The sequence below is a fragment of the Acinetobacter pseudolwoffii genome, assembly GCF_002803605.1.
Classification (GTDB): domain Bacteria; phylum Pseudomonadota; class Gammaproteobacteria; order Pseudomonadales; family Moraxellaceae; genus Acinetobacter; species Acinetobacter pseudolwoffii.
The window spans coordinates 426838-452924 of record NZ_PHRG01000003.1 but is presented as its reverse complement, the minus strand read 5'-3'; the positions used below and the strand labels follow the sequence as shown (position 1 = coordinate 452924).

The 26087-nt window shown below is 43.0% G+C and carries 25 protein-coding genes; 14 read left to right on the top strand and 11 right to left on the bottom strand.

What is annotated here, in order from left to right:
* Window positions 1–71: 71 nt before the first annotated feature.
* Window positions 72–725, bottom strand: coding sequence for an A1S_1983 family putative colistin resistance protein (locus tag CWI32_RS09010; protein ID WP_005170692.1), 654 nt, complete (start codon window positions 723–725; stop codon window positions 72–74).
* 100 nt (window positions 726–825) lie between these two features.
* Here CWI32_RS09010 and ispF point away from each other — a divergent pair, with 100 nt between their 5' ends.
* A complete protein-coding gene (ispF, locus tag CWI32_RS09005) occupies window positions 826–1314 on the top strand; it encodes a 2-C-methyl-D-erythritol 2,4-cyclodiphosphate synthase (RefSeq protein ID WP_005170695.1) in 489 nt (162 codons plus the stop codon).
* Window positions 1315–1316: 2 nt separating this feature from the next.
* Here ispF and CWI32_RS09000 read toward each other — a convergent pair whose 3' ends face one another.
* The 3 genes from CWI32_RS09000 to CWI32_RS08990 all read right to left on the bottom strand — a co-directional run bounded on the left by CWI32_RS09000 (window position 1317) and on the right by CWI32_RS08990 (window position 4014).
* Window positions 1317–1841 (bottom strand): protein tyrosine phosphatase family protein, encoded by a 525-nt coding sequence (locus CWI32_RS09000; RefSeq protein WP_100535153.1) that lies wholly within the window; start codon window positions 1839–1841, stop codon window positions 1317–1319.
* 63 nt (window positions 1842–1904) lie between these two features.
* Window positions 1905–2996, bottom strand: coding sequence for a 3-deoxy-7-phosphoheptulonate synthase (locus CWI32_RS08995; protein WP_180001437.1), 1092 nt, complete (start codon window positions 2994–2996; stop codon window positions 1905–1907).
* Between the two features lie 127 nt (window positions 2997–3123).
* Window positions 3124–4014, bottom strand: coding sequence for a sulfite exporter TauE/SafE family protein (locus CWI32_RS08990; protein ID WP_005097034.1), 891 nt, complete (start codon window positions 4012–4014; stop codon window positions 3124–3126).
* Window positions 4015–4402: 388 nt separating this feature from the next.
* Here CWI32_RS08990 and lpxB point away from each other — a divergent pair, with 388 nt between their 5' ends.
* The gene (gene lpxB / locus CWI32_RS08985) at window positions 4403–5575 is read left to right on the top strand and encodes a lipid-A-disaccharide synthase (protein ID WP_100535151.1); all 1173 of its coding nucleotides are present in this window, start codon (window positions 4403–4405) and stop codon (window positions 5573–5575) included.
* On the opposite strand, the gene CWI32_RS08980 is transcribed toward lpxB, so the two are convergent.
* Window positions 5564–6514: an AraC family transcriptional regulator gene (locus CWI32_RS08980; protein WP_100535150.1), complete on the bottom strand. Its 951-nt coding sequence runs from the start codon at window positions 6512–6514 to the stop codon at window positions 5564–5566. The two genes, lpxB and CWI32_RS08980, sit on opposite strands and share 12 nt — an antisense overlap.
* A 187-nt stretch (window positions 6515–6701) precedes the next feature.
* Here CWI32_RS08980 and CWI32_RS08975 point away from each other — a divergent pair, with 187 nt between their 5' ends.
* The gene (locus CWI32_RS08975; protein ID WP_100535149.1) at window positions 6702–7919 is read left to right on the top strand and encodes an alkane 1-monooxygenase; all 1218 of its coding nucleotides are present in this window, start codon (window positions 6702–6704) and stop codon (window positions 7917–7919) included.
* 404 nt (window positions 7920–8323) lie between these two features.
* Here CWI32_RS08975 and CWI32_RS08970 read toward each other — a convergent pair whose 3' ends face one another.
* Complete coding sequence (locus tag CWI32_RS08970) at window positions 8324–10111, bottom strand: acyl-CoA dehydrogenase (protein WP_100535148.1); 1788 nt, start codon at window positions 10109–10111, stop codon at window positions 8324–8326.
* 114 nt (window positions 10112–10225) lie between these two features.
* On the opposite strand from CWI32_RS08970, the gene CWI32_RS08965 reads away from it, so the two are divergent.
* Window positions 10226–11206, top strand: a complete 981-nt coding sequence (locus CWI32_RS08965; RefSeq protein ID WP_100535167.1) for a GlxA family transcriptional regulator — start codon at window positions 10226–10228, stop codon at window positions 11204–11206.
* A gap of 6 nt (window positions 11207–11212) precedes the next feature.
* On the opposite strand, the gene CWI32_RS08960 is transcribed toward CWI32_RS08965, so the two are convergent.
* Window positions 11213–12412 (bottom strand): MFS transporter, encoded by a 1200-nt coding sequence (locus tag CWI32_RS08960; RefSeq protein ID WP_100535147.1) that lies wholly within the window; start codon window positions 12410–12412, stop codon window positions 11213–11215.
* Window positions 12412–12852, bottom strand: coding sequence for a MarR family winged helix-turn-helix transcriptional regulator (locus CWI32_RS08955; protein ID WP_005170722.1), 441 nt, complete (start codon window positions 12850–12852; stop codon window positions 12412–12414). Before CWI32_RS08955 ends, CWI32_RS08960 begins: the two co-directional genes overlap by 1 nt.
* Before the next feature lie 256 nt (window positions 12853–13108).
* Between CWI32_RS08955 and CWI32_RS08950 the strand changes: the two genes are divergently transcribed.
* The 3 genes from CWI32_RS08950 to CWI32_RS15350 are packed head-to-tail and all read left to right on the top strand — an operon-like array spanning window position 13109 to window position 15672.
* Entirely contained in the window at window positions 13109–14554 is a 1446-nt protein-coding gene (locus CWI32_RS08950; protein ID WP_100535146.1) for a cytochrome ubiquinol oxidase subunit I, read from the top strand.
* Window positions 14551–15555 carry a cytochrome d ubiquinol oxidase subunit II gene (gene cydB / locus CWI32_RS08945; protein WP_005097023.1) on the top strand — a complete coding sequence of 335 codons (1005 nt, stop codon included), beginning with the start codon at window positions 14551–14553 and terminating at the stop codon, window positions 15553–15555. Before CWI32_RS08950 ends, cydB begins: the two co-directional genes overlap by 4 nt.
* Window positions 15556–15564: 9 nt before the next feature.
* On the top strand, window positions 15565–15672 hold the full coding sequence (locus CWI32_RS15350) for a DUF2474 domain-containing protein (protein ID WP_100328576.1): 108 nt from the start codon (window positions 15565–15567) through the stop codon (window positions 15670–15672).
* Window positions 15673–15739: 67 nt separating this feature from the next.
* Here the strand turns inward: CWI32_RS15350 and CWI32_RS08935 are convergent, their stop codons facing one another.
* Together CWI32_RS08935 and CWI32_RS08930 are read right to left on the bottom strand one after the other, a co-directional pair.
* Entirely contained in the window at window positions 15740–16294 is a 555-nt protein-coding gene (locus CWI32_RS08935) for a thermonuclease family protein (protein WP_005170726.1), read from the bottom strand.
* 221 nt (window positions 16295–16515) lie between these two features.
* Window positions 16516–17433 (bottom strand): LysR family transcriptional regulator, encoded by a 918-nt coding sequence (locus CWI32_RS08930; protein ID WP_074382731.1) that lies wholly within the window; start codon window positions 17431–17433, stop codon window positions 16516–16518.
* A 92-nt stretch (window positions 17434–17525) separates the two neighbouring features.
* Here CWI32_RS08930 and CWI32_RS08925 point away from each other — a divergent pair, with 92 nt between their 5' ends.
* From CWI32_RS08925 to CWI32_RS08905, 5 genes are all read left to right on the top strand, one after another.
* Window positions 17526–18767, top strand: a complete 1242-nt coding sequence (locus CWI32_RS08925) for an acyl-CoA dehydrogenase family protein (protein ID WP_005097018.1) — start codon at window positions 17526–17528, stop codon at window positions 18765–18767.
* A gap of 55 nt (window positions 18768–18822) precedes the next feature.
* Complete coding sequence (locus tag CWI32_RS08920) at window positions 18823–19944, top strand: phosphotransferase family protein (RefSeq protein WP_100535145.1); 1122 nt, start codon at window positions 18823–18825, stop codon at window positions 19942–19944.
* Window positions 19941–20639: a histidine phosphatase family protein gene (locus CWI32_RS08915; RefSeq protein WP_100328579.1), complete on the top strand. Its 699-nt coding sequence runs from the start codon at window positions 19941–19943 to the stop codon at window positions 20637–20639. Before CWI32_RS08920 ends, CWI32_RS08915 begins: the two co-directional genes overlap by 4 nt.
* Window positions 20640–20692: 53 nt before the next feature.
* The gene (locus tag CWI32_RS08910) at window positions 20693–21436 is read left to right on the top strand and encodes an SDR family oxidoreductase (protein ID WP_005097014.1); all 744 of its coding nucleotides are present in this window, start codon (window positions 20693–20695) and stop codon (window positions 21434–21436) included.
* 481 nt (window positions 21437–21917) lie between these two features.
* Window positions 21918–22979 carry a fatty acid desaturase gene (locus tag CWI32_RS08905; RefSeq protein ID WP_100535144.1) on the top strand — a complete coding sequence of 354 codons (1062 nt, stop codon included), beginning with the start codon at window positions 21918–21920 and terminating at the stop codon, window positions 22977–22979.
* Window positions 22980–23020: 41 nt separating this feature from the next.
* On the opposite strand, the gene CWI32_RS08900 is transcribed toward CWI32_RS08905, so the two are convergent.
* Complete coding sequence (locus tag CWI32_RS08900; protein WP_252146104.1) at window positions 23021–24391, bottom strand: alpha/beta hydrolase-fold protein; 1371 nt, start codon at window positions 24389–24391, stop codon at window positions 23021–23023.
* A 183-nt stretch (window positions 24392–24574) separates the two neighbouring features.
* Between CWI32_RS08900 and CWI32_RS08895 the strand changes: the two genes are divergently transcribed.
* Together CWI32_RS08895 and CWI32_RS08890 are read left to right on the top strand one after the other, a co-directional pair.
* Window positions 24575–25285: an SGNH/GDSL hydrolase family protein gene (locus tag CWI32_RS08895; protein ID WP_100354800.1), complete on the top strand. Its 711-nt coding sequence runs from the start codon at window positions 24575–24577 to the stop codon at window positions 25283–25285.
* 32 nt (window positions 25286–25317) lie between these two features.
* On the top strand, window positions 25318–25902 hold the full coding sequence (locus tag CWI32_RS08890; protein WP_005170739.1) for a uracil-DNA glycosylase family protein: 585 nt from the start codon (window positions 25318–25320) through the stop codon (window positions 25900–25902).
* Window positions 25903–26087: the final 185 nt, after the last annotated feature.

Sequence of the window (26087 nt, the reverse complement as noted above, 5' to 3'; positions counted from 1 at the left end):
ATGCGGGCTATTTTTTACATCAAATTTCTCATTTTATATAAGGTTAAGTTTTTAATATTTTTTAAATTGAATCAATCATATAAGCGATAAACCCCAGTAAAACGTTCACAACCTTTTTGCTGAGTGTTGACGGCTAGAATCGCTTTACTATAGTTAAACTCATAGCGGCAGTCATTTTCATTATCCATGATCTGTTCTTTTGCTGCAGGCGTGGTATAGGCTAAAAATGGAACAGTCTGCGTTTCGGCCCGGTTATTGGGATTGCGATAGGCCTGACCTTCAATCTTGATGCGGTCTTTAGTCAGTTGATGAATCTTGATATGCACAGGCTGTTTGGCCATTTGTCCCTGCTCGAACTTAATATAATGCTGAGTTAGGCTTTGATTCAGTGAAATATAGATATTTAAATCATCGAGGCGCCATTCAAACTGCTGTTTAAAACAGTCCAGCGTTTTGCATTGCTGTAACCGATTTGCCCATAACTGTTGGGTGTCTTGCAATAAGCGAACGGGGGCATCAGTAATTAAAAAAGCGGTCAAGTATTGGTCAGCGAGTTTTTCCCGAGCTTCGGACAGCGCTACTGAGCAGACTTTATTCATGGCCGCTGTTTTTTTGCTGTCGTTGTTACAGTCGAGTGGGTTCGCTGAACTACCCGCAGATATCATCCCCAGGCCGAGCATCAGGCCAATTATTTTCAACATATTTATATCAGTTTTCAGTAGCATGATCGCTTATACTTTCACTGTGTTACGCTTGGTCTAACTATAGCGAAATAGAAAGCAAGTGTACAAGATTTCAATGGGCTATTTCTAAAGGATGTATAAGGTGATCGCACAAATTCGTATTGGTCAGGGTCTGGATGTGCACGCATTTGAAGAGGGTGAGTTTGTCACTTTGGCCGGCATTCAAATTCCGCATACGCACGGTCTGAAAGCACATTCGGATGGTGATGTGATTCTGCATGCACTCTGTGATGCATTGTTGGGCGCGTTGGCACTTGGAGATATTGGCCAGCATTTTCCGGATACCGATCCGGATTTTAAAGGTGCGGATAGCCGGGTATTGTTGAAGCAGGTTTATCAGTTAATTCTGGATCGTGGCTATCAGCTGAACAATGCTGATATTACCGTCGCCTGTGAACGTCCAAAACTGGCGAAACACAATCTGGCCATGCGTCAAAGTATCGCAGATGTGCTCAATGTCGATGTCACTCAAATCAGTATTAAAGCCACTACCACTGAGCAGCTCGGTTTTACCGGTCGTCAGGAAGGTATTCTATCTATGGCAACCGTGCTGTTGAGCCATAATAAATAGGCTCAGACAAAATAATTTGGATTAATCAGGGATCGTTCCAGTTCCTGGGTTGCTTTACGGCCTTGCAGCTGTAGGGCAACTGCATGCATGAGACCTGTCCAGGTTTCATTCGGTTCCCAGATTTGATGCAAATGTTCATGCGCCGTAGGAAGATCCACGTCCATATAGTATTGACGATATAAATACATCAGACAGCTGACATGATAGTTTTGTGAACAGTGTACCCAGACCATCTGTTCCTTAATCAGGTGATTGATCAGCTCGAGTACCAGTAAACATTGATTGTCTGAAGGGGTTTCCCATGAAATCGGTAACTGGATATAGTTCAGGCCCAGCTCAAGGCAAATTTTATCTTCATGTGGCAGATATTGGTCGTTATCTGTTAATGCTACATTGATGACCGTAGACACACCGTATTCTTTAATCAGCTGCAGCTGCTCAGTTGTCGGTTGACCGGATGTAAATAAATGGTCATGTATAAACTGAAAATTATCAATCTGGCTTAATGCTGTTTCAATATCATTCATCAGATAAAATTTCCTTGTTCAGAAATGCAAACGCCATCTTGGCGATGGCGTTTGTCAGATCATTTAACGATTAGCTAAAGTATCTTTTAATGCCTCATGCATGTCGAGTAAGACTTTTTCAGTCGTTTCCCAGTCGATACAGCCATCAGTGACTGATTGGCCATACTCCATATCACAAAGGTTCGTAGGAATGTCCTGACGACCGCCTTTAAGATGACTTTCTACCATAATACCAACAATTGACTTGTTTCCATCAAGAATTTGTTCGGAAATATTTTTGAGTACAAGCGGTTGCAGGTACGGGTCTTTGTTTGAGTTGGCATGGCTGGCATCAATCATGATTTTGGTGCTGACTTTGGCCTTGGCTAATGCGGCTTCCGCATCTGCGACCGAGCCGGCATCATAGTTAGGCTTGCCATTACCGCCACGCAGTACCACGTGGGCATACGGGTTGCCTGAAGTACGGATCACAGCGACCTGACCTTGATCATTTAGACCCAGGAAGCTATGGCCATGTTTGACCGATTGCATCGCATTGGTTGCCACGGTTAAACCGCCGTCCGTCCCGTTTTTAAAGCCGACTGGTGAAGACAGACCTGAAGACATTTCACGATGCGTCTGGCTTTCAGTCGTACGTGCACCAATTGCAGACCATGAAATCAGGTCTTGATAATACTGCGGTGAGTTCGGATCAAGTGCTTCAGTGGCACATGGTAAACCTATTTCATTCAGTTCAAGTAACAGCTTACGACCGATACGCAGACCTTTTTCGATATTGAACGAGTCGTTCATATCCGGATCGTTGATCAGGCCTTTCCAGCCCACTGTGGTACGTGGTTTTTCAAAATAAACCCGCATCACGATGTATAAGCTGTCTTTAACTTTTTCGCTTAACGCTTTTAAGCGTTCAGCATATTCGTGTGCAGCCGCAGGATCATGAATAGAACAGGGGCCGATGACAACGAACAGGCGTTTGTCTTCACCATCCAGGATTTTACGAATCGTTTCACGACCATGCAGTACGGTTTGATAAGCAGTTTCAGTCAAAGGTAATTCTGCTTTAAGCTCAGCAGGGGTTACCAAAGGAATCATGCTGTGGATATTCACGTCATCAATATCTGATGCTGAAATGGGATTTGACTGTTGTGTATTCATTGCCGTCACTGGTTCGATCATACAAAAGGTTGTTTAATAGCCCGAATATAACATGAATGATGCGTCACTTTGTTATAAAAAAGATGAATACTTCTTTGAAAAAAAAGTGATGAATCGCATAGTTAAATTAAACGGACTGGGAATTCTGGCTCATGACGACCATCGCTGTTTCGGCAGGTTGAGCCGGTTTTGATTTTACAGGGTTAAGCATGAAATTCAGGCCGAGCCCAAATAAGGTAATGCCTAAAATTTTGCGAATCAGTTTTTCTGGCATCCGTGAACTGAGTAAAGTGCCGACAATAATCGCTGGAATAGAACCCACCAATAACCACATGAGCAGCATGAAATCGACATTGCCTGATGACATATGCCCCAAGCCTGCAACCAGCGTCAGTAACACCGCATGCACCACGTCTGAGCCAATGATACGAATCATCGGCAGATTCGGAAACATCACCACTAAAGCCATGATGCCAAATGCACCTGCACCGACTGAAGATAAGGTGACAAAAATACCCAAGATAACGCCCATAATCATGATGGCGATGCGCTTTTCCTTGGCTTGCAGTTTTACTTTTTCCAGATCCTGCGTCATATCTGGCAGTTCTTGTTTTCGGTATTTGTTGAAAAGATTTTCGATCTGGGTGCGAAACAGAATAGACAAGCCGGTAATGGTCAGCATAAAGCCCAATACCATGGTCAGGACAGCCTTATAATGCGTCGATTGGCTTAAATAGTTGTCGAGTACCCAATGCGTGGCAAAAGATGCTGGAATACTGCCCACTGCCAGCCAGATCACAATTGGCCAGACAATATTCATTTTTTTGGCATGCACAAAAGAACCGCAGAATTTTGAAATCGCAGCATAGAGCAGATCCGTACCAATTGCAATGTGGGGTTCAATCCGGAATAGGCTGATCAGAATGGGTGTCATCAATGAGCCACCACCGACACCGGTTACTCCAACACAAAAACCTACCAACACACCTGCTAAAATAAACTCAATCGGACCAAACATGCATATATGCCAAAATCAAAAAACGTGGATATCTTATGACTTTTGGATATAAGTCGTTGTCTTGATTATTGATTTACTTATGCATAAAAAAGATAAAGCACTGGGCTTAAAATTAAATGAAGTTTCATGTTCATCCTCGCTAAGAAAATAACGTGAAACACCGGTCACTTATTTTAAAGGACACTTTGATCTGCCTGAAAATGAAGATGAATCAGGAAAACCACTTCAATAGAAAAAATCATCAGGGAAGATTAAGAGTAGGCTAAGTAATTCTAAAGCATACCTTTCTTAAAATATAAGATGCTCACTGCTTATTCAGGCATAAACCCAGCTTTATGTTAGAATTACGATTAAATACAGTTCAATACGGATCTGAGAGGGAACTCACTTGCTAAATCGAAAACTAAAAATTGGAATCGTGGTCGGTGAGGTCTCTGGAGATACGCTTGGCGCAAAGTTGATTCGCCGTTTTCGTGAGCAAGGGATTGATGCCGAATTTGAAGGCATCGGTGGTCCACAAATGATCGCAGAAGGCTTTAAAAGCTATTATCCGATGGATGTTTTATCGGTGATGGGCATTGTTGAAGTTCTCAAGGATATTAAAAAACTCTTTGCTGTACGTGATGGGCTGGTCGAAACTTGGACTAAAAACCCTGTCGATATTTTTATTGGTGTAGATGCACCTGATTTTAACCTGCGCCTGTCGAAAACCATTAAACAAAAACAGTTGCCGATGAAGACCGTGCAATATGTCAGTCCTTCGGTCTGGGCGTGGCGTCAGGGACGTGTGCATGGTATTAAGGCCAACATTGATCTGGTGCTGTGTTTATTCCCATTCGAAAAAACCTTCTTTAAAAAATGGGATGTGCCAGCCGCTTTTGTTGGTCATCCTCTGGCCAGTCAGTTGCCGCTTGAAAATCCGATTATCGATGCTAAACAAGAACTGAATCTTGATGTGAATCAGAAGCATATTGCACTATTGCCGGGAAGTCGCCGCGGTGAGATTGAACGTTTGGGGCCTTTGGTTCTGGATGCAGCCAAGATTCTGCATCAGAAATATCCGGACTATACTTTCCTGATTCCGGCAATTAATGAGGCACGCAAGCAGCAGATAGAACGCTTGCTGGCGACTTATCCTGAAAGTCTAAAGGTTCAAATCCGCTTGCTGGAAAACAGCGGTACCGAGTCAAAAATCGGCCGTCAGGTCATGAATGCCTCCAATATTATTGCGCTGGCGTCAGGTACTGCGACATTGGAAGCGATGTTATTACATCGTCCGATGGTGACTTTCTATAAACTGAATTGGTTGACTTATCATGTGGTGAAATTTCTCATCAAAATTCCTTATTATTCGCTACCAAATATCATTGCCGGCAAAAAAGTCATTCAGGAGTTGATTCAAGCCGATGCTACGCCTGAAAAGCTGGCGGCTGAAATTGAAAAACTGATGAATGTTGAAACTGCACAAATTCAGGTGATGCAGCATATCACCATGCATAAGCAGCTATTGTCTGGTAATAGCGAAGACCCGGTCAAAGCCGTGCTCGCGCTAATCCAGTAATTTGACATTATTGTTCTGACAATTCAGCCGGTACTGGGTGGGCGTCTGTTCAAACTGTTTTTTAAAACTTTGACTGAAGGCCGTCTCGGATGAATAACCAACGCCATGTGCGATCTGCTGAATGCTAAATCCGCTATTTCGCAAATATTGTGCCGCCAGCCGAAGGCGATGCTGTTGCAAATAAGCCAGTGGCGGCTCACCGACAATCTGGGTAAAGAGCTGGGCAAATTTGGAACGTGACATATGACATTGCTCAGCCAGACTTTCTACGGTCCAGAACTGCTCAGGTTTGCCATGAATTGCAGCGAGTGCATTGGACAGTTCCGGATGCGAGAGCGCATTCAGCCAGCTCGAGGAATTTTCCAGATTTAAAATATAATCTCGCACACATTCGATCAGTAAAATACTGACCAGATGATCCAGAATCTTGTCACGTCCCGGCCGCATCTGCTGGGTTTCCAGCGCCAGAAACTGCAAACCGACCTGTAACCATTCCGGTGCGGTGTCGCCCAGAATATGCTGAATATGCAGGTATTTAGGTAAGGCACTTAGTAGAGGTTTTGCCATCTGCATATCCAGACTGGAACGAAGGGCCAGTATGAAACTATGCTCCGCCGAATTTTCCCCATTAAGATCGACACATTGCTGTGCATGGCTTTGGAAATAAGGATTAATCGCACAGCGTGCAGAAAAATCGGCATTGTCTGGGCAAGAAATGCGATGGGCAGAACCTGCGGGTAAGAGTACCAGATCACCTTGTTGCAGCTCGAGCAGATCGCCGTTGGCGAACTTTAATTGTGCCTGTCCTTGTAACAGGATATAAGCCAGCATAAAAGGCTCATGCTGATAGTCAAAGCCGCTCGGATGAAACACATTCAGATAAAGATATTCCGATTTTTCCAGATGAATATCATCAAAAATTTTACTTAAAGCATCCATGCCTAACTCTATTCTTCTATTTATTTCACTTAATTGACTATAAATTTTTTAACTTTGTGATTTTAGGCCAGAATTTGGCTGCATGTGCCAAAGACGCTGACATAGGTTTTCTGGACGTTGAATACTGTTCGCTGTTGCTGAAATATTCAACTATAAGTGCAGAGTAACATAAAAAAGGAAGCTCGCAATGAATGCCCCTGCACAAATCCAGAAAGCGCAGTTTACGCAGGAAGCGTCAGCACTAAAAGGTGTAAAGCTGGATAAAAAACGTTTTGGCTGGTTGCTCAGCCCAGGTTTGCCTGTGATCGGAATGGGAATTTTGGCCGGTTATCATTTTGGCCCCAAAGCGACTAAAAAAGTCTTTGCTTTGGGCGGGCCTTTATTATTGCATGTGATTATTCCGACTCTGGATGCCCTGATTGGCGATGATGCCAACAATCCGAATGACGAACAGATTCAGGCGCTGGTCAAAGATCCGTATTATGACCGGATTGTAAAAGCCTTTATTCCCTTGCAAATGGCAGCTAATGCTTTTGCCGGCTATGTGGTGACACGTCCAAATGTATCGATACTGGATCAGCTCTTATTGGGAGTTTCCATGGGTGCGATTAACGGCATTGCGGTCAATACGGCACATGAACTGAGTCATCGTCCGCAGAAAAAAGACCATTACTGGTCGCATGCCAGCCTGATGCCTTTGGCCTATAATCATTTCCGTATTGAACATCCTTATGGGCATCATAAACGGGTGGCAACGCCAGAAGATCCGGCATCTTCACAAATGGGCGAGTCTTTTTACCGTTTCTGGCCACGCACTGTGTTTGACGGATTAAAGTCAGCGATCCAGATTGAAAAGAAACGTCTGGAACGTAAAGGATTGAAATTTTTGAGCAAGGAAAATGAACTGTTTCATGGCTGGGCGATGAGTGCAGGCTACCATGCCTTGATGCTAAGTGCTTATGGTAAAAAGCTCATTCCTTATACACTGACTCAGGCCTTTTATGGGGTAACTCTGTTTGAAATCGTCAATTATATTGAACATTATGGTTTGAAACGCACAGAAAAAGATGATGGCAGTTATGAACGGACCTTGCCTGAACATAGCTGGAATAATAACAATATTGTGACCAATCTGTTTTTGTACCAGTTGCAGCGTCATTCAGACCATCATGCCTTTCCAAGTCGCCCATTTCAGGCACTGCGACATTTTGATGAAGCACCCGAATTACCCAGTGGTTATGCCACCATGTTGATTCCGGCTTTAATTCCGCCGTTATGGTACAAAATGATGGATCAACGGGTCTATCAGCATTATCAGGGTGACCTGACTAAGGCCAATATTCATCCAGGCAAACGTGAGAAAATTTTTAAAAAGTTTGGACTTATTTTAAGTACTGAAGCATAAACCTAGTTTTAAATAAAAAATGCGCTTCTTACAGCTAATGCCAGTCAGTTAAGGAATTGACTGGCATTTTCTTTTTCAAATTCATGATTATATCTGATAGATAAAAAAGTCATCCGCAACTGTTTGAGGCAGGACTACATTTAAAAATGATTGTTTCTGCGACAAATTTACTAGTCGATGGTGGCTGACGAGTTTTGCGGTGAGGAGTGTTGCTCCGCAAGATGCCTTCCTTGCGAAGCTTCGCTTCTCATTTGGGCGAAACCAAAGTAACAAATAATTTACAAGAATTTGATTTATAACATTAATACTCCGCATTGAATGACTAAAAATTAAAGAGTCTGTTTCTAAACTCCTTAACTGATCAGCATTACTTCTTACAGCGCATTTTTATTTAGCTATGAACCTTAAAACCAGTCAGCTTGCATATTCCTGCAGCTATCATCAAAGTTCATCAGTAACTTGGCCTGATGTTCAATTTCAGGCAATTCCCAACGGATAAAATATTGGGCTGCCTGAAACTTGCCCGCCAAAAAGTCCTGATCTTCTTTTTGATCGGAATTGCCAAATTTAAGTTGTGCCTGCTGCGCCATGTCTAAGCAGAGCCAGGCAATCATGGTTTTTCCCATCATGTCTAAATAAAGCCCAGAGTTGGCTAATGCTTCATTGATTTGGCCTTGATGCAGAGCCTGACCTAAAACCTGGGTGGTTTTTTGCACGGTAGCCAGATGTTGTTGAAAGCTTTCTGCCAGTGCGACTAACTTGGGATTCTGAATCTCAGACAACGTATGCTGGATGCGTTGCATCAACAGGCTGAGTCCCTTGCCATTGTGCTGCCAGAGTTTACGCCCAAGCAAATCCAGGGACTGAATGCCATACGTGCCTTCATGAATCGGATTGAGGCGGTTATCGCGGTAGCATTGTTCGACCGGATAATCACGGGTATAACCCGCGCCGCCCAAAACCTGAATCGCCAGATCATTGGCTTTTGGGCCATAGGCTGAAGGGAAGGATTTGACCACTGGAGTGATCAGATCAAGCAAGAGGGCACTGTTCTCATCATGTGCTGCCTGATGTTCATCAATCAGACGCGCCGCAAATAAACACAGGGCCAGTGATCCTTCGACATAAGCTTTTTGTGCCAGCAGCATACGTTTGACATCACTATGCTCAATAATATTGACCGGTTTGGAATCAGGCGATTTTTCATGTGCAAGACGACCTTGCGGACGGTTTTTGGCATAGTTTAAGGATTCCAGATAACCGCGATAGCCAATCATGGCTGCGCCCAAGCCTACGCCGACACGCGCCTCATTCATCATTTTAAACATATATTTTAAGCCATGACCTGCTTCACCAATCAAATAGCCTAAGCAAGCATCATTTTCGCCAAAGCTTAAAACCGTTGAAGTCGTTCCTCTATAACCCATTTTGTGCAGTAAACCAGCCAGCTGTACATCATTGGATTCACCTATAGAGCCATCTGGATTGGTTTTAAATTTCGGCACAATGAACAGGGAAATACCTTTGACCCCTTGCGGTGCATCCTGAATCCGCGCCAGAACCAGATGAATAATATTTTCGGTAATATCCTGATCACCACCAGAAATAAACATTTTCTGGCCTTTAATGTTATAAGTTCCATCTGCCAGAGGAATAGCTTTGGTCGTTAGATCACCCAGAGAAGAACCGACATTCGGCTCGGTCATGGCCATAGTGCCGGCAAAGCGGCCGCTCAACATATGCGGTAAAAATAGCTGTTTTTGTTCCGGTGAAGCAAAGGCTTGAATCAGATTTGCCGCCGCCGCAGTCAGAAAAGAATAGGCAACAGTTGAAGGATTGGCCGCCATAAAATAGGCATTGCAGGCCATATTTAATAAAGTCGGGAGTTGCATACCGCCATGTTCATAATCATGCTGGGCACAGAGCAGGCCGGCCTCGGCAAACTGCTGCCACGCCGTTTTAACTTCAGCAATGGTTTTGACCTGCTTCCCATCAAAGCTCGGTTCATGCTGATCGGCTTTGGCATTATGCGGGGCAAAGTAATCGGTCGCGATACCCTTGGCTGTATCTAAAATACTGTCAAAGGTATTTTTATCATGCTCCTGATAACGTTCCAGTTTTGTCAGAGCTTCAAGTTTGAAGACATCATAAAGTAGAAAATTAAGATCTTTATCATTTATTAGCTCGGTCACGGTACTGTCCTGAATGTAAAATCCTTGAGATAGCGCCAAGACTAACAGTTGCTTTTATTCAGCAGGATTGTCAATAATGACATCAAACAGGTAAAAAATGACAATGAGATCAAGATGCAGCGAGTCGTAGTTTTGGGTTTTGATGGCGCTCTGGCTTCTGCCATTACCGGTGTCGTCGATTTATTTGCCATGGCCGGTGTGAGCTGGAACCGCATTCAGCAGCAGGATGTACAGCGCCTGTTTAAAGTCAGTATTGCCAGTCCGGATGGACAACCGATTCGTTGTATTAATGGTCTGGAATTACAGGCACATCGTTCCTATCAAGAGATTCAAACTGCAGATATTGTGGTGGTGCCAACCATAGCTGCACCGATTCAGGATGTATTGCAACAAAACCCTGAGCTGATCCGGTTTCTAAAATCTGCTCATGCAGATTCGACCTTAATTGCTGGAAATTGCACCGGAAATTTCTTTCTGGCAGAAGCCGGTATTTTAGATAATCGCGTGGCAACGACGCATTGGGGCTTTCAAGATATTTTCCGGACGCATTATCCGCAGGTCAAATTGAATGCCGATCTGATGATTAGCCGCGACCAGAATATCTATTGCGCGGGTGGTGGCCTGGCCTGGTTCGACTTAGGTTTGCATCTGATTGAACGTTTTTATGGCTTTGAGGTGGCCATGCAATCGGCCAAATCTTTTGTGATTGATTATCGACGCGATAGCCAGCTGTCTTATTCCTTACTCAAGATTGGACAACCGCATCATGATGAACTGGTGCAAAATGTCCAGAACTGGTTGGAGCAGCATTTTCATGAGTCTTTTAGCTTGGATGATATTGCAACACGTTTTAATGTCACCACGCGTACCTTGATTCGCCATTTTAAACAGGCACTGGACTTGCCGCCAAATCAGTATCTGCAAGCGATCCGAATTGAAGCTGCACGCAAACGTCTGGAAGAAACCGATCAGGCGGTGGATGTGATCATGCAAAATATTGGTTATCAGGACCCAAGTTCATTTCGCCGTTTATTTCATAGAAAAACTGGCTTGACGCCGCTGGAATATCGGCGCCGCTTTAGCCGTCGCTTTTAGAAGTGTTTAATAAGAAGGTTGTATTTCCCCCGCTTTACGGCCATGCAACAGGTAATACCAGATCAGACAGCTGATGGTCAGTACAGCAGAGTACAGGTAAAGCTGACGATAACCGATCTGATCCAGAAGCATGCCGAGGAAATAAGGTCCAAAACCCAAACCTGCATCTAGCGCAATAAAGAAGGTTGAAGTCGCCAGCCCCATACGCTGCAAACTGGTACTTTTTACCGCAATGGTCTGACAGACGGACTGGAGATTACCAAAGCCAAAACCAAGCAGTGCGGCGCTGGCCAATAACATCGTAGCATTATGGGCCTGACTGAGTAATAAAATTCCTAAGGCCATAATCACAATGGCCGGATAGATGATGATGTTTTCACCTTTACGATCCATTAGCGGGCCGGTAAATGGACGTGAAAGCAAAATCGCAATGGCATACATCAGAAAGAAAAAAGAAGCCGTTTCGACTAAATTAATCTCTTTGGCATAGAAATGAATAAAAGATAAGACGCCGGAATAGCAGGTTGCCACAATCAGAACAATCATCGAAATCGGCAAAGCCTTGGGTTCAATATATTGCGCCAGTCTGCTAGATGATTGATTTTCTATATGATTGACTTGATTCGTTATTTTAATCTGTGGCGGCTGAATAAACAGGCTGCAAATCAGGCAGCTGAGTGCGACTACACTGGTAAAAACAAAAATCACCTGATAGTTAAAATTTGACATTAGCCAGATGCCTAAGAAGGGGCCAATCGCTGTGCCAAGTGTGCTGCTCATACTAAAATAACCAATGCCTTCACCACGTCGAGTCGCAGGAATGGTCTGGGCAATCACGGTGCCTAATACCGTTGAGGCCACACCCATCATAAAACCGTGCATCAGACGGATGCCCAGTAAAATTTCCAGCTTGGCCGGAATCAGATAGAGGCCAGAAAAAAGCAGAAAACCTGTCAGACCGGCCACAAGCGTAATTTTTAGGCCCAAACGGTTTAGCAGTTTCCCGATAATAAGACGGCCGAATAAGGTACCGACAATAAACAAGCCAGAAACCAGCCCTGCCTGTGCCGTGGTTGCACCTAATTCTGCTACCGAGTAGCCGACAATCACAATCACCAGCAAATAAAACACCAGCACCAACTGGAAATTCACCAGACTGATCAAAATAAAATTGGGAGTCCATAAAGGCGTTTGTTCTTGGCTCATTAAAGTCGATCCTGCGAAGCGGGTTGTAACTGCTGAATGAGCTGCATCAAGATATTTTTACTACTTTCAATATCATCTGAGGCAATTTGCTCAAGCAACTGCTTTTCAAATGCCTCAATCTGTGTGGAACCCAGGGCAAAAGTCTCGACTCCTTGCTCACTCAGTGTGAATAGCTTCTGACGCTTGTCTGCAGTTTCGAGTTGGCTAATTAGACCGAGTTCCACTAAATTCTGGATACGTTTACTGATGCTGGGTTTAGATACGTTCAAATAATGAGAAATATCCATCAGGGTACATTGCTGATGCGTCTGAATCACATACAGCACTTGCCATAAGGAATAATTTAACTGTGAAGATAATAAAATCGTATTTATTTCATCACTGAGTAACCGTGCACAACGTAATAACAAGGCGCGAAATGGAAGAGAGGCAGAAGGCATATAGTTAACCTGGCTAACTAATTTAGAGCCAATTTACGCCTATTTGGGGGATTACACAAGTGGTCACCGTTCAATTAAATATTCACTTGCATATTTAATTAAATAGCGCTTACACATTGTTAACTTGAGTAAAAAATAACCGACAAAAGTCTACATATTGCCAAGCCAAATTAAGCCTAAGCTAAGACCAAGAAAAAACACTTCACTAATAAATCTAAGCAAGGCTCCTACAAATAATTATATATAGGTGAAATGTATGACCCTGGGTTTAACCGCATTAGAGTTAGCGCGAATACAATTCGCCTTTACTGTCTCTTTTCATATTATTTTTCCTGCAATCTCAATCGGATTGGCCAGCTTTTTGGCGATTCTGGAATGGCGCTGGCTCAAAACCCAAGACCCGATTTATCGGGATCTGTTTAAGTTTTGGGTGAAAATCTTCGCTGTAGCATTTGGGATGGGCGTGGTCTCTGGCGTGGTCATGAGCTATCAGTTCGGCACCAACTGGAGTGAATTCTCCCGGATTGCAGGTGGCGTGACTGGCCCATTACTGGCCTATGAAGTTCTTACCGCCTTTTTTCTGGAAGCGGGCTTTTTGGGAATTATGCTCTTCGGCTGGGGACGGGTGGGGCCACGTGCACACTTTTTCTCGACCTTGATGGTCGCGGTAGGCACCTGTATCTCGATGTTCTGGATTTTATCCTCCAATAGCTGGATGCAAACGCCGCAAGGCTTTGCCATCGAAAATGGTCTGTTTGTCCCCAAAGACTGGATCGCCATCGTATTTAACCCGTCATTTCCCTACCGTTTGGCGCATATGGCCATTGCTGCCTTTTTGGTTTCTGCATTGCTGGTGGCAGCCACAGCAGCCTGGCATCTTATTCAGGGCCGTCGTGATGCCTTGGTCAAAACTTCATTTTCCATGGCAATGTGGCTGATTCTGGCACTTGCGCCGCTACAGGTTTTGGTGGGTGATGTACATGGTCTAAATACGCTTGAACATCAACCCGCCAAACTGGCGGCAATGGAAGGTCATTGGGAAACCAATCATGATGGCGGCATGCCTTTATATCTGTTTGGACTGCCAGATATGCAGGCTGAGGAAACCAAATATGCCATCGCCATTCCTAATCTGGGCAGCTTGATCCTGACACATTCCATGGACGGTACTGTCACCGGCTTAAAGGATTTTGTACCTGAAGACCGTCCTAATTCGGCAATCGTGTTCTGGAGTTTTCGGATCATGGTCGGGCTAGGAATGTTGATGCTACTGCTGGCAATCTGGGGGGCATGGTCACGTAAAAAAGGCCGCTTTTATGAATCCCGAGGATTACATCGGTTTGCCCTGATTATGGGCCCTTCCGGTTTTATTGCCATGCTGGCGGGGTGGTTTACGACGGAGGTTGGCCGTCAACCCTGGGTGGTCTATGGCATCATGCGTACCAAAGACGCCCTATCGCCGGTATCGGCAGAGCAGGTAGGCTTGACCCTGATTATCTTTGTCGTGGTCTACTGTGTGGTCTTTGGCGCCGGTATTTATTATATGTTACGACTCATGCACAAAGGCCCGGAATTTATTCATTCTACACCCCCACATGAAATTGATAGTGATGTGATTCAGGCATCTCGCCGGCCATTGAGCAGTATTCGCGAGAGTATTGAGGAGGGGGCCGATAATGCAGATCAGGAGAATAAAAAATGATTGATTTGTCATTGATTTGGGTGGTGATCATCGCCGTTGGTGTCCTGATCTATGTCATTCTGGATGGTTTTGATCTGGGCATTGGCATTCTATTTCCGTTTTTTCCGCATCAGGATGACCGTGATGTGATGATGAATACTGTTGCGCCTGTCTGGGATGGCAATGAAACCTGGATGGTATTGGGTGGCGCAGGTTTATTTGCAGCATTTCCGCTGGTCTATTCCACCGTATTATCTGCACTGTATATGCCGATCATCCTGATGGTGATTGCGCTGATCTTCCGTGGTGTTGCTTTTGAATTCCGTTTTAAGGCCAATCGCAGTAAACATTGGTGGGACAAAGCCTTTATTGGTGGTTCTGCGCTGACCAGCTTCCTGCAAGGGGTGATTTTAGGCGCTTATATTCAGGGAATTGAAACCCGAAATGGCATTTATGCGGGCGGCGGGCTGGACTGGTTGACACCATTTAGCCTGTTTACCGGTCTGAGTGTCATGGTGCTGTATGCTGCCTTAGGCTGTGGCTGGCTGATTTTTAGAACGGCCGATCAGTTACAAGACCGTATGTATCAGCTGATGCCAAAAATGATTATCGCCTTATTGATTATCCTGGGCGCTGTCAGTATTTATACGCCGCTGACTCATCCGCAGATTGCGGAACGCTGGTTTAGTCAGCCACAATTTATGTATCTCATGCCCGTGCCGATCTTAGTCCTGTTATTTACCTGGCTGGCTTTACGTGCCTGCAAACAACGTAAGGAACTTAGCCCATTCATGTACATGCTGGTGCTGGTTTTTCTGGCCTATACCGGATTTCTGATCAGTCTCTGGCCTTATATCATTCCACCGTCAGTGACCATCTGGGAGGCGGCAGCGCCAGAAAGTAGTCAATTATTTACCTTAATTGGTGCTTTATTACTTATTCCAATCATTCTGATTTATACCGGCGTGTCGTACTGGGTATTCCGCCATAAAGTGCGGGTCGGGGATGATGGCTATCATTAAGGAGCAACAATGAAAGGGAAGCAGATATTATGGTTTGTGGGCCTATGGATTTTAGGCTTCGTTACTCTGGCTTTAATTGCAGGCGCATTCAGGTTTTTTGTCCATCTGGCGTATTAATTTAAAAATTAAAAAGTGATCTGGCGAGCCGGATCACTTTTTAATAGCGAAGAGAAATCAGCAAAGATTAGGATTTTACCTGTTTTCGATACACACTTGGGCGTACAGGTCGGCTACTTTTCCAGAGTCCTTTTTTCTGTTTTTTGGCTTTGTTTTGCAAGTCCAGCATATAGCGTAAATGGTTTTTATCTTTAATATAATCTTCGTAGACCCATGCTGCGCCGCGTTTCACGATTTCTTCATTGATATTTTTACGATAGCGGTAAACGACGCCGACGCAGCGACCATAACGGTCAATATCTGTAATTTTCACGCGAACTATTTTGTTTTTCACCATGCTTTTAACTAGACGCTGTGACTCTTTGCCATAGCTTTGGCTGGATTCTGGCGCATCCACATAGGCAAAACGTAGTCTGGTTTCAGAACGTCTAATATTGAAACGGTAGCAGGTGAGGGTATCCCCATCGCTAACCGCCTTAACACGACACCAGTATTTCTGTCCTTTTTTAAAGGGACGAAATATATCCTTGAGGTAAATGGTGAGTTTGTGCAGCAAATAATAGGAAAAGCATAAGGCAAATAAACCCAGCACAATTTGCCAGGTGGGAGAAAGAGGCAACAAGCTAAAATCCAGATCATCAAAAGAAGCTGTAGAAGAACAACAGCAAGCAGATGCATGATTGTAGAGGAAAGCCCCAAGCACTAGAGTTCAAAAGCTAAACAGTCAGTGTTTCATTTTGTATTTATAAATAGCCTAAGCAATTTAGGTTAAGCCTGACATTTCAGGCTACAATACCAACCATTAGAATAGCCTAAGCAAAATTCATATCTACTTAAAATAGCCTAAGTAAAAATGTTATTAATTTCGCTTCGCAAAAATTGATGTCTCTTATTTTCCTGTAAATCTTTGTGCCAATACATTCCCATATTAATCTTAGGCAGTTGCACAGGCACTTCAAAAAAATTCAGAATTTTGGCTATCTGTAAATGTTCTAAGATATTGCGTGGCATAGTCAACATCGCTTGGGGATATTGCTCCAAAATTTGCAACGCAGTTGAATAATGCTGACAGCGTAAAAAAATCTGTCTTGAAAGCTGCTTACGGCTCAAATACAGATCTTCAATTAAGATACCTGTACGGCGAGATGATACGCCTATATGTGGGGAGGAAAGATAGGATTGTTCTGAAATTTTATTTTGCTGCGTACAGACGACAAATTCATCTTGTACTAAGGGTTCAAACTGAATTTTATCTCCCAGTTTTTGCTCAAGATCCATGACAAAATCGACCTGCTGCGCCGCCAGGTCAGCACTGATATTTTTACGATCCAGCTTGATGCTACTAAACTGAATATCCAGATTCATTTTCTGAAAATGTGCCACCAACTTTGGAAAAATCATTGGTTCAATTTCATCATGTACGGCAATTTTTAAACTTTGCACCATATTTGGTTGAAATTGTTGATGCTGAATAGAAATACTTTGAATCGTCATCAGGGCATTTTTAATGGCAGGATAAATCTGTTCAGCAAACGGCGTGGGTTGCATTTTTGCACCAAAACGTACGAACAGATCATCCTGCAACTGATTTCTGAGCCGCTGCAAAGCGTGACTAGCAGCAGATTGGGTGATACATAATCGCTGTGCTGCTTTAGAAATACTGTTCTGTTCAAAAATAGCGACAAAAAGTGGATATAAATTGATATCTATACGATGGAAAACACTCATATCCATCAGTGTTTTATTATGAATGCTATGCATGATGAACTATGGATTAAAATCATTTTATTCATAATAGTTTTTAAGTTAAGGTCTTGTAAAGCAGAATACAAAATATCCAGAGGGAAATAGCCATGTTTGAGTTATCCGCACGCGCGCAAGACTATGTTGAACGAACTAAAAAATTTATTAAAGATGAAATCGAAGCTGTTGAAGCCGATTTTTGGCAGCAAGTGCATGAGTTAAATCAAGGCAGTGACTGGACCAAATGGCAATGGCCGACTGAACTGGAAACTTTAAAAGCCAAAGCCAAAGCAGCAGGGCTGTGGAATATGTTTCTGCCATGTCCTGAACTGGGCCAAGGTTTATCAGTCAATGAATATGCTCATATTGCCGAGCTTTCGGGCCGTAGCCTGATTGCACCGACCGTATTTAACTGTAATGCGCCAGACAGCGGCAATATGGAAGTCCTCTGGCGTTATGGCTCTGAAGAACAGAAACAGCAATGGCTTTTGCCATTACTTGAAGGCAAAATCCGTTCTGTATTTTGTATGACTGAACCGGCGGTGGCTTCTAGTGACGCGACCAATATGCAAGCAACGGCGGTCATCGAAGGCGATGAAATTGTTCTGAATGGCCGTAAATGGTGGTCATCAGGTCTGGGCGATCCCAATGCCAAAGTCATTATTTTTATGGCACATACGCCAGATGAAAGCAAAGACCGTCATCATCAGCATTCCATGGTTCTGGTTCCTGTCGATACGGCGGGTGTGAAAATCGAAAGAATGTTACCGGTATTTGGCGACTATGATGCACCGCATGGTCATGGTGAAGTCAGTTTTGAAAATGTCCGCGTTCCAGTTGCCAGTTTTATTGGTGGTGCCGGTCAAGGCTTTGAAATTGCTCAAGGTCGTCTCGGGCCAGGCCGTATTCACCACTGTATGCGTTGTATCGGCGCTGCGGAAAAATCTTTGGAGCTGATGATTGACCGCGGTATGAGCCGGACTGCCTTTGGTAAAGAAATTTTAAAACTGGGTGGTAATCTGGAACGTGTTGCTGAAGCACGGGTCGCGATTGATCAGGCACGTCTTTTAACCTTGTATGCAGCCTATAAAATGGATACTTTAGGGAATATGGCGGCTTTGACTGAAATCTCGGCCATTAAAGTGGTTGCGCCAAGTGTATTAGAAAAAGTAGTGGACATGGCCATACAAATTCACGGTGGTGCTGGTGTCTCCCGTGATACGCCACTCACCGGATTCTTTGCTCAGGCACGTGCCCTACGTTTGGCGGATGGACCAGATGAAGTGCATAAAGGTATGATCGCAAAACTGGAACTGGCTAAACGTGGTTACAGTACACGCCATAAAAAATAAGCTTAAACACGATATAAAGTTTGAAGACATTTGAAAAAGAATTGAAGGAAAAATTATGGCAGTTATTGATGTCGGTGGATCGGTTCGTGCAGGTGAGGAACTGGATGTTCAGGCTGTAGGAAACTGGCTGATTGGGCAGGGAGTTCAACTTGAAGGTCCGGTCGAAGTTACTCAATATTCGGGTGGCGCATCGAACTGGACTTATCGTCTGAAATATACCAATGCCGATCTAATTCTGCGTCGTCCACCCAAAGGTACCAAAGCCAAATCTGCCCACGACATGGCCCGTGAATTTAAGGTTCAGCACGCACTTTCCGAGTTTTATCCGGTATTACCAGAGATGGTGGCACTTTGTCAGGATGAATCCGTGATTGGCTGCGACTTCTATGTGATGAAACGCATTGAAGGCATTATTCCACGCGCCAATTTACCCAGAGAACTGAATTTTAATGAAGCTCAGGTACGTGAACTGTGTATTAACGTCATTGATAAGCTGATTGAGTTGCATCAGGTGCCTTATGTGGGTACTGAACTGGAGAAATTAGGCAAAGGCGAGGGCTATTGTCATCGTCAGGTAGATGGTTGGGATGCACGTTATGCCAAAGCCAAGACCTTGAATGTGCCATCTTTCAGATATGTCCGTCAGTGGCTTAAAGACAATACCCCGGCGGATGCTAAAACCTGTCTGATTCACAATGACTGGCGTTTTGATAATGTCATTTTAGATCCAAACGATCCGACTCAAGTCATTGGCGTTCTGGATTGGGAAATGGCGACACTCGGTGATCCATTGATGGATCTGGGTTCAGCTTTGGCTTACTGGGTTGAAGATACGGATAATGCAATTTTTAAAGCCACACGTCGTCAACCCACCAACTTAAAAGGCATGTTTAGCCGTAAAGAAGTGGTGGATTATTATCTGGAAAAAACCGGATTAACCCCTGAAAACTGGACCTTCTATGAAGTCTTTGGAATTTTCCGTTTAGCGGTGATCGCGCAGCAAATTTATTATCGCTATTATCATAAACAGACCAATAATCCAGCATTTAAGGATTTCTGGATTGTGATTCATGCCTTGCATATTCGTGCCTTAAAACTGATTGGCCGCCAGAAAATTGAGGCCAATGATATTGCACAGAAATATATGACCAAATTTAAGGAGTTCATGCCGAAATGACGACGATTTATTTAATCCGCCATGGACAGGCGTCTTTCGGTGCAGAAAGCTATGACAAACTTTCGCCAAATGGTGAATTACAAGCCAAATTATTGGGTCGCTATTTTGATGAAATTTTAAAAGAAGCACCTTATGTGGTGGCAGGCTCCATGCAGCGTCATCAACAAACGGCGCAATTGGCCTTGGCTGAATGTTTTCCTGAAAGTGAGCCAGTTACAGATTCAGCCTGGAACGAATTTAATCATCAACAAGTCTTTGCTCAATATGAGCCACGCTTTAATCAACCTGAACTGTTGAAAGAAGATGTATCGCAGCATACCAATCCACGCGCCTATTTAAGTAAAATTTTTGAAGGTGCAATTGAGCGCTGGACTGGCGGTGACTATCACCATGAATATGAAGAATCCTGGCCGGATTTCAAACAGCGGGTGGAAACGGCATTGCAGCATTTGTGTGATGATCTGGCTGAAAAGAAACCGCGCTATGCTGTAGTGTTTACGTCGGGCGGAGTCATTTCGGTTGCTGCGGGCAAAATTCTCGGTTTGTCTCCGAATAAAACCTTTGCTCTAAACTGGGCAATTACCAATACCAGCATGACCACGCTACGTCTGGTAGGCAACCAACCCCAGCTATTAAGCCTAAATGAACATCATTATATTAAAGCGCAACGTCCGGATTTATTGACCTGGATTTAAATCTGTACCGCAAATCTGATCGCTTAGAAAAATAAAGGAATAAGGTAAAACACATGGCAAAAACAATTTTAATTACTGGTGCAAGTTCAGGAATTGGTGCAGGTATGGCACGCGAATTTGCTCAGAAAGGCTATAACCTGGCCATCTGCGCGCGTCGCCTGGATCGTTTGGAAATACTTAAACAAGAGTTGGAGAGTCAATACGGCATTCAAGTAATTGCTAAAACTTTAGATGTCACTAATTATGATCAGGTCTTTGACGTATTTCGTGCTTTTAAACAAGATTTTGGCACGATTGACCGGGTGATTGTCAATGCCGGAGTTGGTGAAGGCCGTCGTATTGGCAAGGGAAACTTTGCCATTAATAAGGCCACAGTTGAAACCAATTTTATTTCGGCCTTGGCGCAATGTGAAGCAGCAGTAGAGATTTTCCGGGCGCAAAATTCAGGCCATCTGGTCATGATTTCTTCAATGAGTGCCATGCGCGGTATGCCTAAACATTTAACCGCTTATGGTGCAAGTAAAGCAGGTGTTGCACATCTGGCCGAAGGGATTCGTGCCGAACTGATTGATACGCCAATCAAAGTCACCACAATTTTCCCGGGCTATATTCGTACCGAACTTAATGAAGGCGCCAAGAAACTGCCATTTGAAGTGGATGAAAAAACCGGATCGCGTTTACTTGCTGCTGAAATTGAAAAAGCGCCAGTAAAGGCTTATGTGCCAAAATGGCCATGGCTGCCATTGGGTCTGGCGATGAAAATATTGCCGCTGAAATTGGTGAATAAATTAGGCTAAGGTTTAAAATCTAAAAGCTCCATAAGGGGCTTTTTACTTTTCTAGAACTTCAGAACTTTTTTTGCTGGTAATTTCACTTGAAAAAATTGCTTTGCAAAGTCAACGCTAATGCTGGCGTCAGCAAAGTTGCAGATAAAAATGTGCCAAATACATGCAATATCCTGTGTAAAGAAAACAAAGCTCGTTAATTCGATTAATCAGGATCAGGTAGTTTGATAAGCTTTTAATAATGAAATATTTATTATTTCAAGGCAAACCAAGTTTAATTAATATAGAGATAAATTGCTGTTAAAAAACAGATTTTTTAGAGACTGAATCTCATAAAAAATTACGCATGACCTCCCTGTATTTTTATTCATCTTAGAAAAAGTGCCAAAATTGTCCAAAACTTGAACATACTCGCTCGGACAGTCAAAAGATCACTTCTCTTTTTTTTAATTTCCTTTAATGTGCAACTGTCCAGAAATTAAAGGTTCTCTATATGTCTACATCTTCAGAGATGACAGACCAGCAGCGTATCTCCAAAGTTAGAACTGTGGTGACACAGGCAGGTGAAGATTTACGTAACCGTTATCCAATATTGAAACATCAAAATTTTATTGGTGCCAGTATTCTCGGTTTTGCCTGGATCGGTATGGTTTTATGCGCATTGGCCTATGCCTATGGCTATCTTTCTGTATGGCTGACGATTCCTTTAATTGCAATTTTTGCTTCATTAACACATGAATTAGAGCATGACTTAATTCATTATATGTATTTCAAAAAAACGCCCTGGGCACATCACTTGATGCTGGCTTTGGTGTGGTTGGCACGTCCAAATACCATTAGTCCGTGGGCACGTCGTCGTTTACACCTGCATCATCATAAATATTCTGGAACTGAACATGATCTGGAAGAACGTGGAATCAGCAATGGTATGCCCTGGGGAATTCGCCGGATTTTGATCATCAGTGATCAATTGATGTCGGTTTATCTGCGTCCTTTCCAGATGTTTAAAATGATCCATCTTTTTCTGGAAAAACAGCCTGAAAAAGAACGTAAAATTGCCATGATTTCCCAGCTATTGGGCTTTGTGCCATTAAGCATTCTTTATTATGGCTTGTTCTATTTATTTGTCGTGTTCCATGTTTCAAATGCAATCGTGCCTTTATTTGGCTATGAGATGCGCTGGTCGCAAGTCGTAATCGAAGCAATGCCAATCATTAATTTTATTGCAGTCATCTGGCTGATTCCCAATTTTATCCGTTCATTTAGCCTGCAATTTGTCAGCTCGAATATGCATTATTATGGCGATATTGATCCAAGAGATGTCATCAAGCAAACGCAAGTACTGACGCCTTGGTGGATGATGCCATTTCAGTTGTTTTGCTGCAATTTTGGGGCCACGCATGCGATTCATCACTTTGTCGTTAAAGAGCCTTTTTATATTCGCCAAATGACCTCGAAAACGGCGCATAAAGTGATGAAAGAAGTGGGCGTACGTTTTAATGACCTGGGCACATTTAAACGTTTAAACCGCTGGAATGATATTAAAACAAAATAAAACTGAATTAAAAAAATCCTGCAAATGCAGGATTTTTTTATCTACTCTTTGGAATTTGCAAAGAAGTACAGCAAAGCATCTTGCAATATTACCTGCCAAATTGCATAGGAATGTGCGCCTTCATAAACCTGATATCTGACCTCATGCCCTTTGGACTTTAAAGCCTGTGCCACGATGGGTGACGTTTCCAGAATACTTAAGTCATTGTTGGTACGCGAAGATTCATAACGATTCGCTGAAATATGAAAATACTGTTGAGGCTGTTTTTTTAAATTATGAATCAATTGATTCATACCATTGATTTTTGAGTGTGGTTCAGGTGACCACCAGAACGAGCCGGATAAAGGCACAGCATGACTAATGTGCTGCGGATTTTCCAAGGCAAGATAAGCTGCACTCAGCCCTCCCAAACTGGAACCGAGAAGAACTGTTTTTTGCTTATCACGTACAATTTTCTGATCGAGCCAAGGCAAAAATTCCTGATTAAAAAAACCTGAAAATTTCGGGTTTGGTGTCAGCTCTTTAGGACGAAGTTCACTATTCGGTGCATGTAAAAAAACCGCTTGAATCGGTGGAAGTTTGCCTTGTTCCACCAGAATATCCAGCACTTTTGGCACATCAACCAAATGGGCATATTCATTTCCATCAAAGAAAATAGCCGTGATATAAGATTGTTGTGCAGTTTTTTTAGATTGATAGATTTCAACGCGACGTTGATTTTTTAAAAACTGGCTGGATAGCTGATAACGTTTTAGTTCAGGCTGCGGATGATCTGGATAGCGTTTAGGATCGATAAAGGGAGGGGCTTGATCCAGGGCGATAATATTTTCATTCCTCAGTTTAGAGGCAGTATTTTCTTTAAGCCAGCGTTTTGGATTCAATGGATCAAGTTGTAATACCTGCAATACAGCACGGCGCTGCGCCCGGGGTTCTTTGAGTTCTGGGTTTAAATGTGCACAGTAATTCGATAGATAACCGTCCAAATTTGGTAAATCCACTGCAAAACTATAACTGCCGATATAGCGACGGTTCACAATATTTTCCTTAAACCAGATCTCGGTATCGGGCAGGCGAGTCAACCATTCATGATCATTACTCGGGCCACCGACCAGACGCACATTATGTTTGGCTGCTTTCCATAAAAAAATCAGTCGAACATGATCCTGATCAAGTGGCTCAATAATCGGTGTAGTTTGATTTTGCACTTTATCCCAGAATTGTTGGATTAATCCGGCTCGGTTTTCAGGAGACTGCTTTAATTGCTGCTGTAAACTTTTTAACAGGTCGCTTTCGGGTTGAACTGCTTCACACGCTGCAGCATAAGGTGCTTGCTCCATTGAGGAAGGTGAATCTGCCAAACTATGTAATGATAGTGCGCTTAGTAAGAGTGTGCTTAAGTATAAGTATTTCAAATCATCCCCCAATTAATTTTAAAAAATAGTAATGATAATTATTATCAATAATAAACACAGATTTGTCTTTCAATTATTTTTATATATTTATTCAATTATTTACATGATGTTTTATCAAAATTCATAGCATGACAGGTTACAATAAAGTTCTAATTCATTGTTTTATATTTAAAGTATAGATTTATGTGGCTGAAAATATCGACTCTTGCATTAATCCCAGCATTGGTAATTCAGGGCAATCGCGTCAAAAAAAACACTGTGCAACTCCCAGAACCGGAGGGTGAACGTGAAGGAACGTGCGGTCAAGGCCAGCCGCTTTCTATACTGATTGTCGGCGATTCTGCGGCTGCCGGCGTTGGGGTAGAGCATCAGGATGATGCATTGCTGGGCGCCATTTTAAAAGATTTGCAGCATGACTTTAAAATTCAATGGAAATTGCATGCAAAAACAGGGGATAGTACAGCTAAAGTGATTCGTGCCATAGAACAACTGGAGACAGAACATTTTGATGTGGTCATTAGCTCGGTTGGTGTAAATGATGTAACCAAGCTCATGCCGGCTGATATCTGGATTCAAAAACAGAAAAAACTATATGCCATGATTCAACAAAAATTCAGTCCTGAACTGGTCATTGCAGCAGGTGTGCCACCCATGAATATGTTCCCGGCATTACCAAATCCTTTGGCCTGGTTATTTGGACAATATGCCAAAAAAATGAATCAGCAACTGGCGAAATTCGTAGCAAGCCAAGACAGCATGCAATGGATTGAATATGATATTGAAAAATATCGTGCCATGAATTTAGAAATGGCTGCAGATGGTTTTCATCCGAGTAAGGAAGTTTATACACTTTGGGGACAAGAAGTGGCTAGCAAGATTCGGCAGACACTCTAAAATAGTTGAAAGTTCTCAATTTAAGGAATTCTATGTCTGATATTGAAACGCATCCATTACCGCCTTTTTTACCGCCAAATGCCAAATTACTGATGTTGGGTAGTTTTCCACCACCAGCAACTCGCTGGAAAATGAATTTTTATTATCCAAATTATCAAAACGATATGTGGCGGATTTTTGGTTTAATTTTCTTTCAAAATAAAGATTACTTTCTGGATATTGAGAATAAAAAATTTCAGGAATCATTGATCCGTGAATTTCTATTGGAGACTGGAATTGCGATTTTTGATAGTGCCTCTCAGATCAGACGGCTGACGGGCAATGCTTCAGATAAGTTTCTGGAAATTGTGGTACCGACCAATTTAAAGGATTTATTGCTACAGATCCCAGAATGTACCTACATTATGACCACCGGTGATAAAGCCACCGATACCATGATGCTGTCTATGCCTGAAGATGCAGAAAAGCCCAAAATTGGAGAGCCGACGCAAACCAACCTGGAAGGACGCGAACTGCATTTATATCGAATGCCATCTTCATCTCGAGCTTATCCTCTGGCTTTAGATAGAAAAGCTGAAGCTTATCGACAACTCTTTTTAGATGTTGGACTGGTCTAGCGGATGACAGGAGAAAATTAATGAAATCGAAGCTCACTCTGATTTTTTCTTAGTTAAACTTAGAATATGTAAGAATTTTTAAAACAAGAGGTTGTTCTGAATTTTGGTGATTATATTGCTATTTTCTCATTATTTTTATAATGAACAGGCTGACATGATTTAAGCAGAGTCTTATTGCTGGATGC

Bases quoted from the DNA above. Each gene is read 5' to 3' on its own strand.
- CWI32_RS08960 (WP_100535147.1), bottom strand. From the start codon at position 12,412: ATGAGCCAAGAACAAACGCCTTTATGGACTCCCAATTTTATTTTGATC.
- CWI32_RS08930 (WP_074382731.1), bottom strand. From the start codon at position 17,433: ATGCATAGCATTCATAATAAAACACTGATGGATATGAGTGTTTTCCAT.
- CWI32_RS08975 (WP_100535149.1), top strand. From the start codon at position 6,702: ATGAATGCCCCTGCACAAATCCAGAAAGCGCAGTTTACGCAGGAAGCG.
- CWI32_RS15350 (WP_100328576.1), top strand. From the start codon at position 15,565: ATGAAAGGGAAGCAGATATTATGGTTTGTGGGCCTATGGATTTTAGGC.
- CWI32_RS08990 (WP_005097034.1), bottom strand. From the start codon at position 4,014: ATGTTTGGTCCGATTGAGTTTATTTTAGCAGGTGTGTTGGTAGGTTTT.
- CWI32_RS08905 (WP_100535144.1), top strand. From the start codon at position 21,918: ATGTCTACATCTTCAGAGATGACAGACCAGCAGCGTATCTCCAAAGTT.
- CWI32_RS08995 (WP_180001437.1), bottom strand. From the start codon at position 2,996: ATGAATACACAACAGTCAAATCCCATTTCAGCATCAGATATTGATGAC.
- CWI32_RS08890 (WP_005170739.1), top strand. From the start codon at position 25,318: ATGTCTGATATTGAAACGCATCCATTACCGCCTTTTTTACCGCCAAAT.
- cydB (WP_005097023.1), top strand. From the start codon at position 14,551: ATGATTGATTTGTCATTGATTTGGGTGGTGATCATCGCCGTTGGTGTC.
- CWI32_RS08950 (WP_100535146.1), top strand. From the start codon at position 13,109: ATGACCCTGGGTTTAACCGCATTAGAGTTAGCGCGAATACAATTCGCC.
- CWI32_RS08920 (WP_100535145.1), top strand. From the start codon at position 18,823: ATGGCAGTTATTGATGTCGGTGGATCGGTTCGTGCAGGTGAGGAACTG.
- CWI32_RS08925 (WP_005097018.1), top strand. From the start codon at position 17,526: ATGTTTGAGTTATCCGCACGCGCGCAAGACTATGTTGAACGAACTAAA.
- CWI32_RS08955 (WP_005170722.1), bottom strand. From the start codon at position 12,852: ATGCCTTCTGCCTCTCTTCCATTTCGCGCCTTGTTATTACGTTGTGCA.
- CWI32_RS09000 (WP_100535153.1), bottom strand. From the start codon at position 1,841: ATGAATGATATTGAAACAGCATTAAGCCAGATTGATAATTTTCAGTTT.
- CWI32_RS08965 (WP_100535167.1), top strand. From the start codon at position 10,226: ATGCAGCGAGTCGTAGTTTTGGGTTTTGATGGCGCTCTGGCTTCTGCC.
- CWI32_RS08895 (WP_100354800.1), top strand. From the start codon at position 24,575: ATGTGGCTGAAAATATCGACTCTTGCATTAATCCCAGCATTGGTAATT.
- CWI32_RS09010 (WP_005170692.1), bottom strand. From the start codon at position 725: ATGCTACTGAAAACTGATATAAATATGTTGAAAATAATTGGCCTGATG.
- CWI32_RS08980 (WP_100535150.1), bottom strand. From the start codon at position 6,514: ATGGATGCTTTAAGTAAAATTTTTGATGATATTCATCTGGAAAAATCG.
- CWI32_RS08910 (WP_005097014.1), top strand. From the start codon at position 20,693: ATGGCAAAAACAATTTTAATTACTGGTGCAAGTTCAGGAATTGGTGCA.
- CWI32_RS08915 (WP_100328579.1), top strand. From the start codon at position 19,941: ATGACGACGATTTATTTAATCCGCCATGGACAGGCGTCTTTCGGTGCA.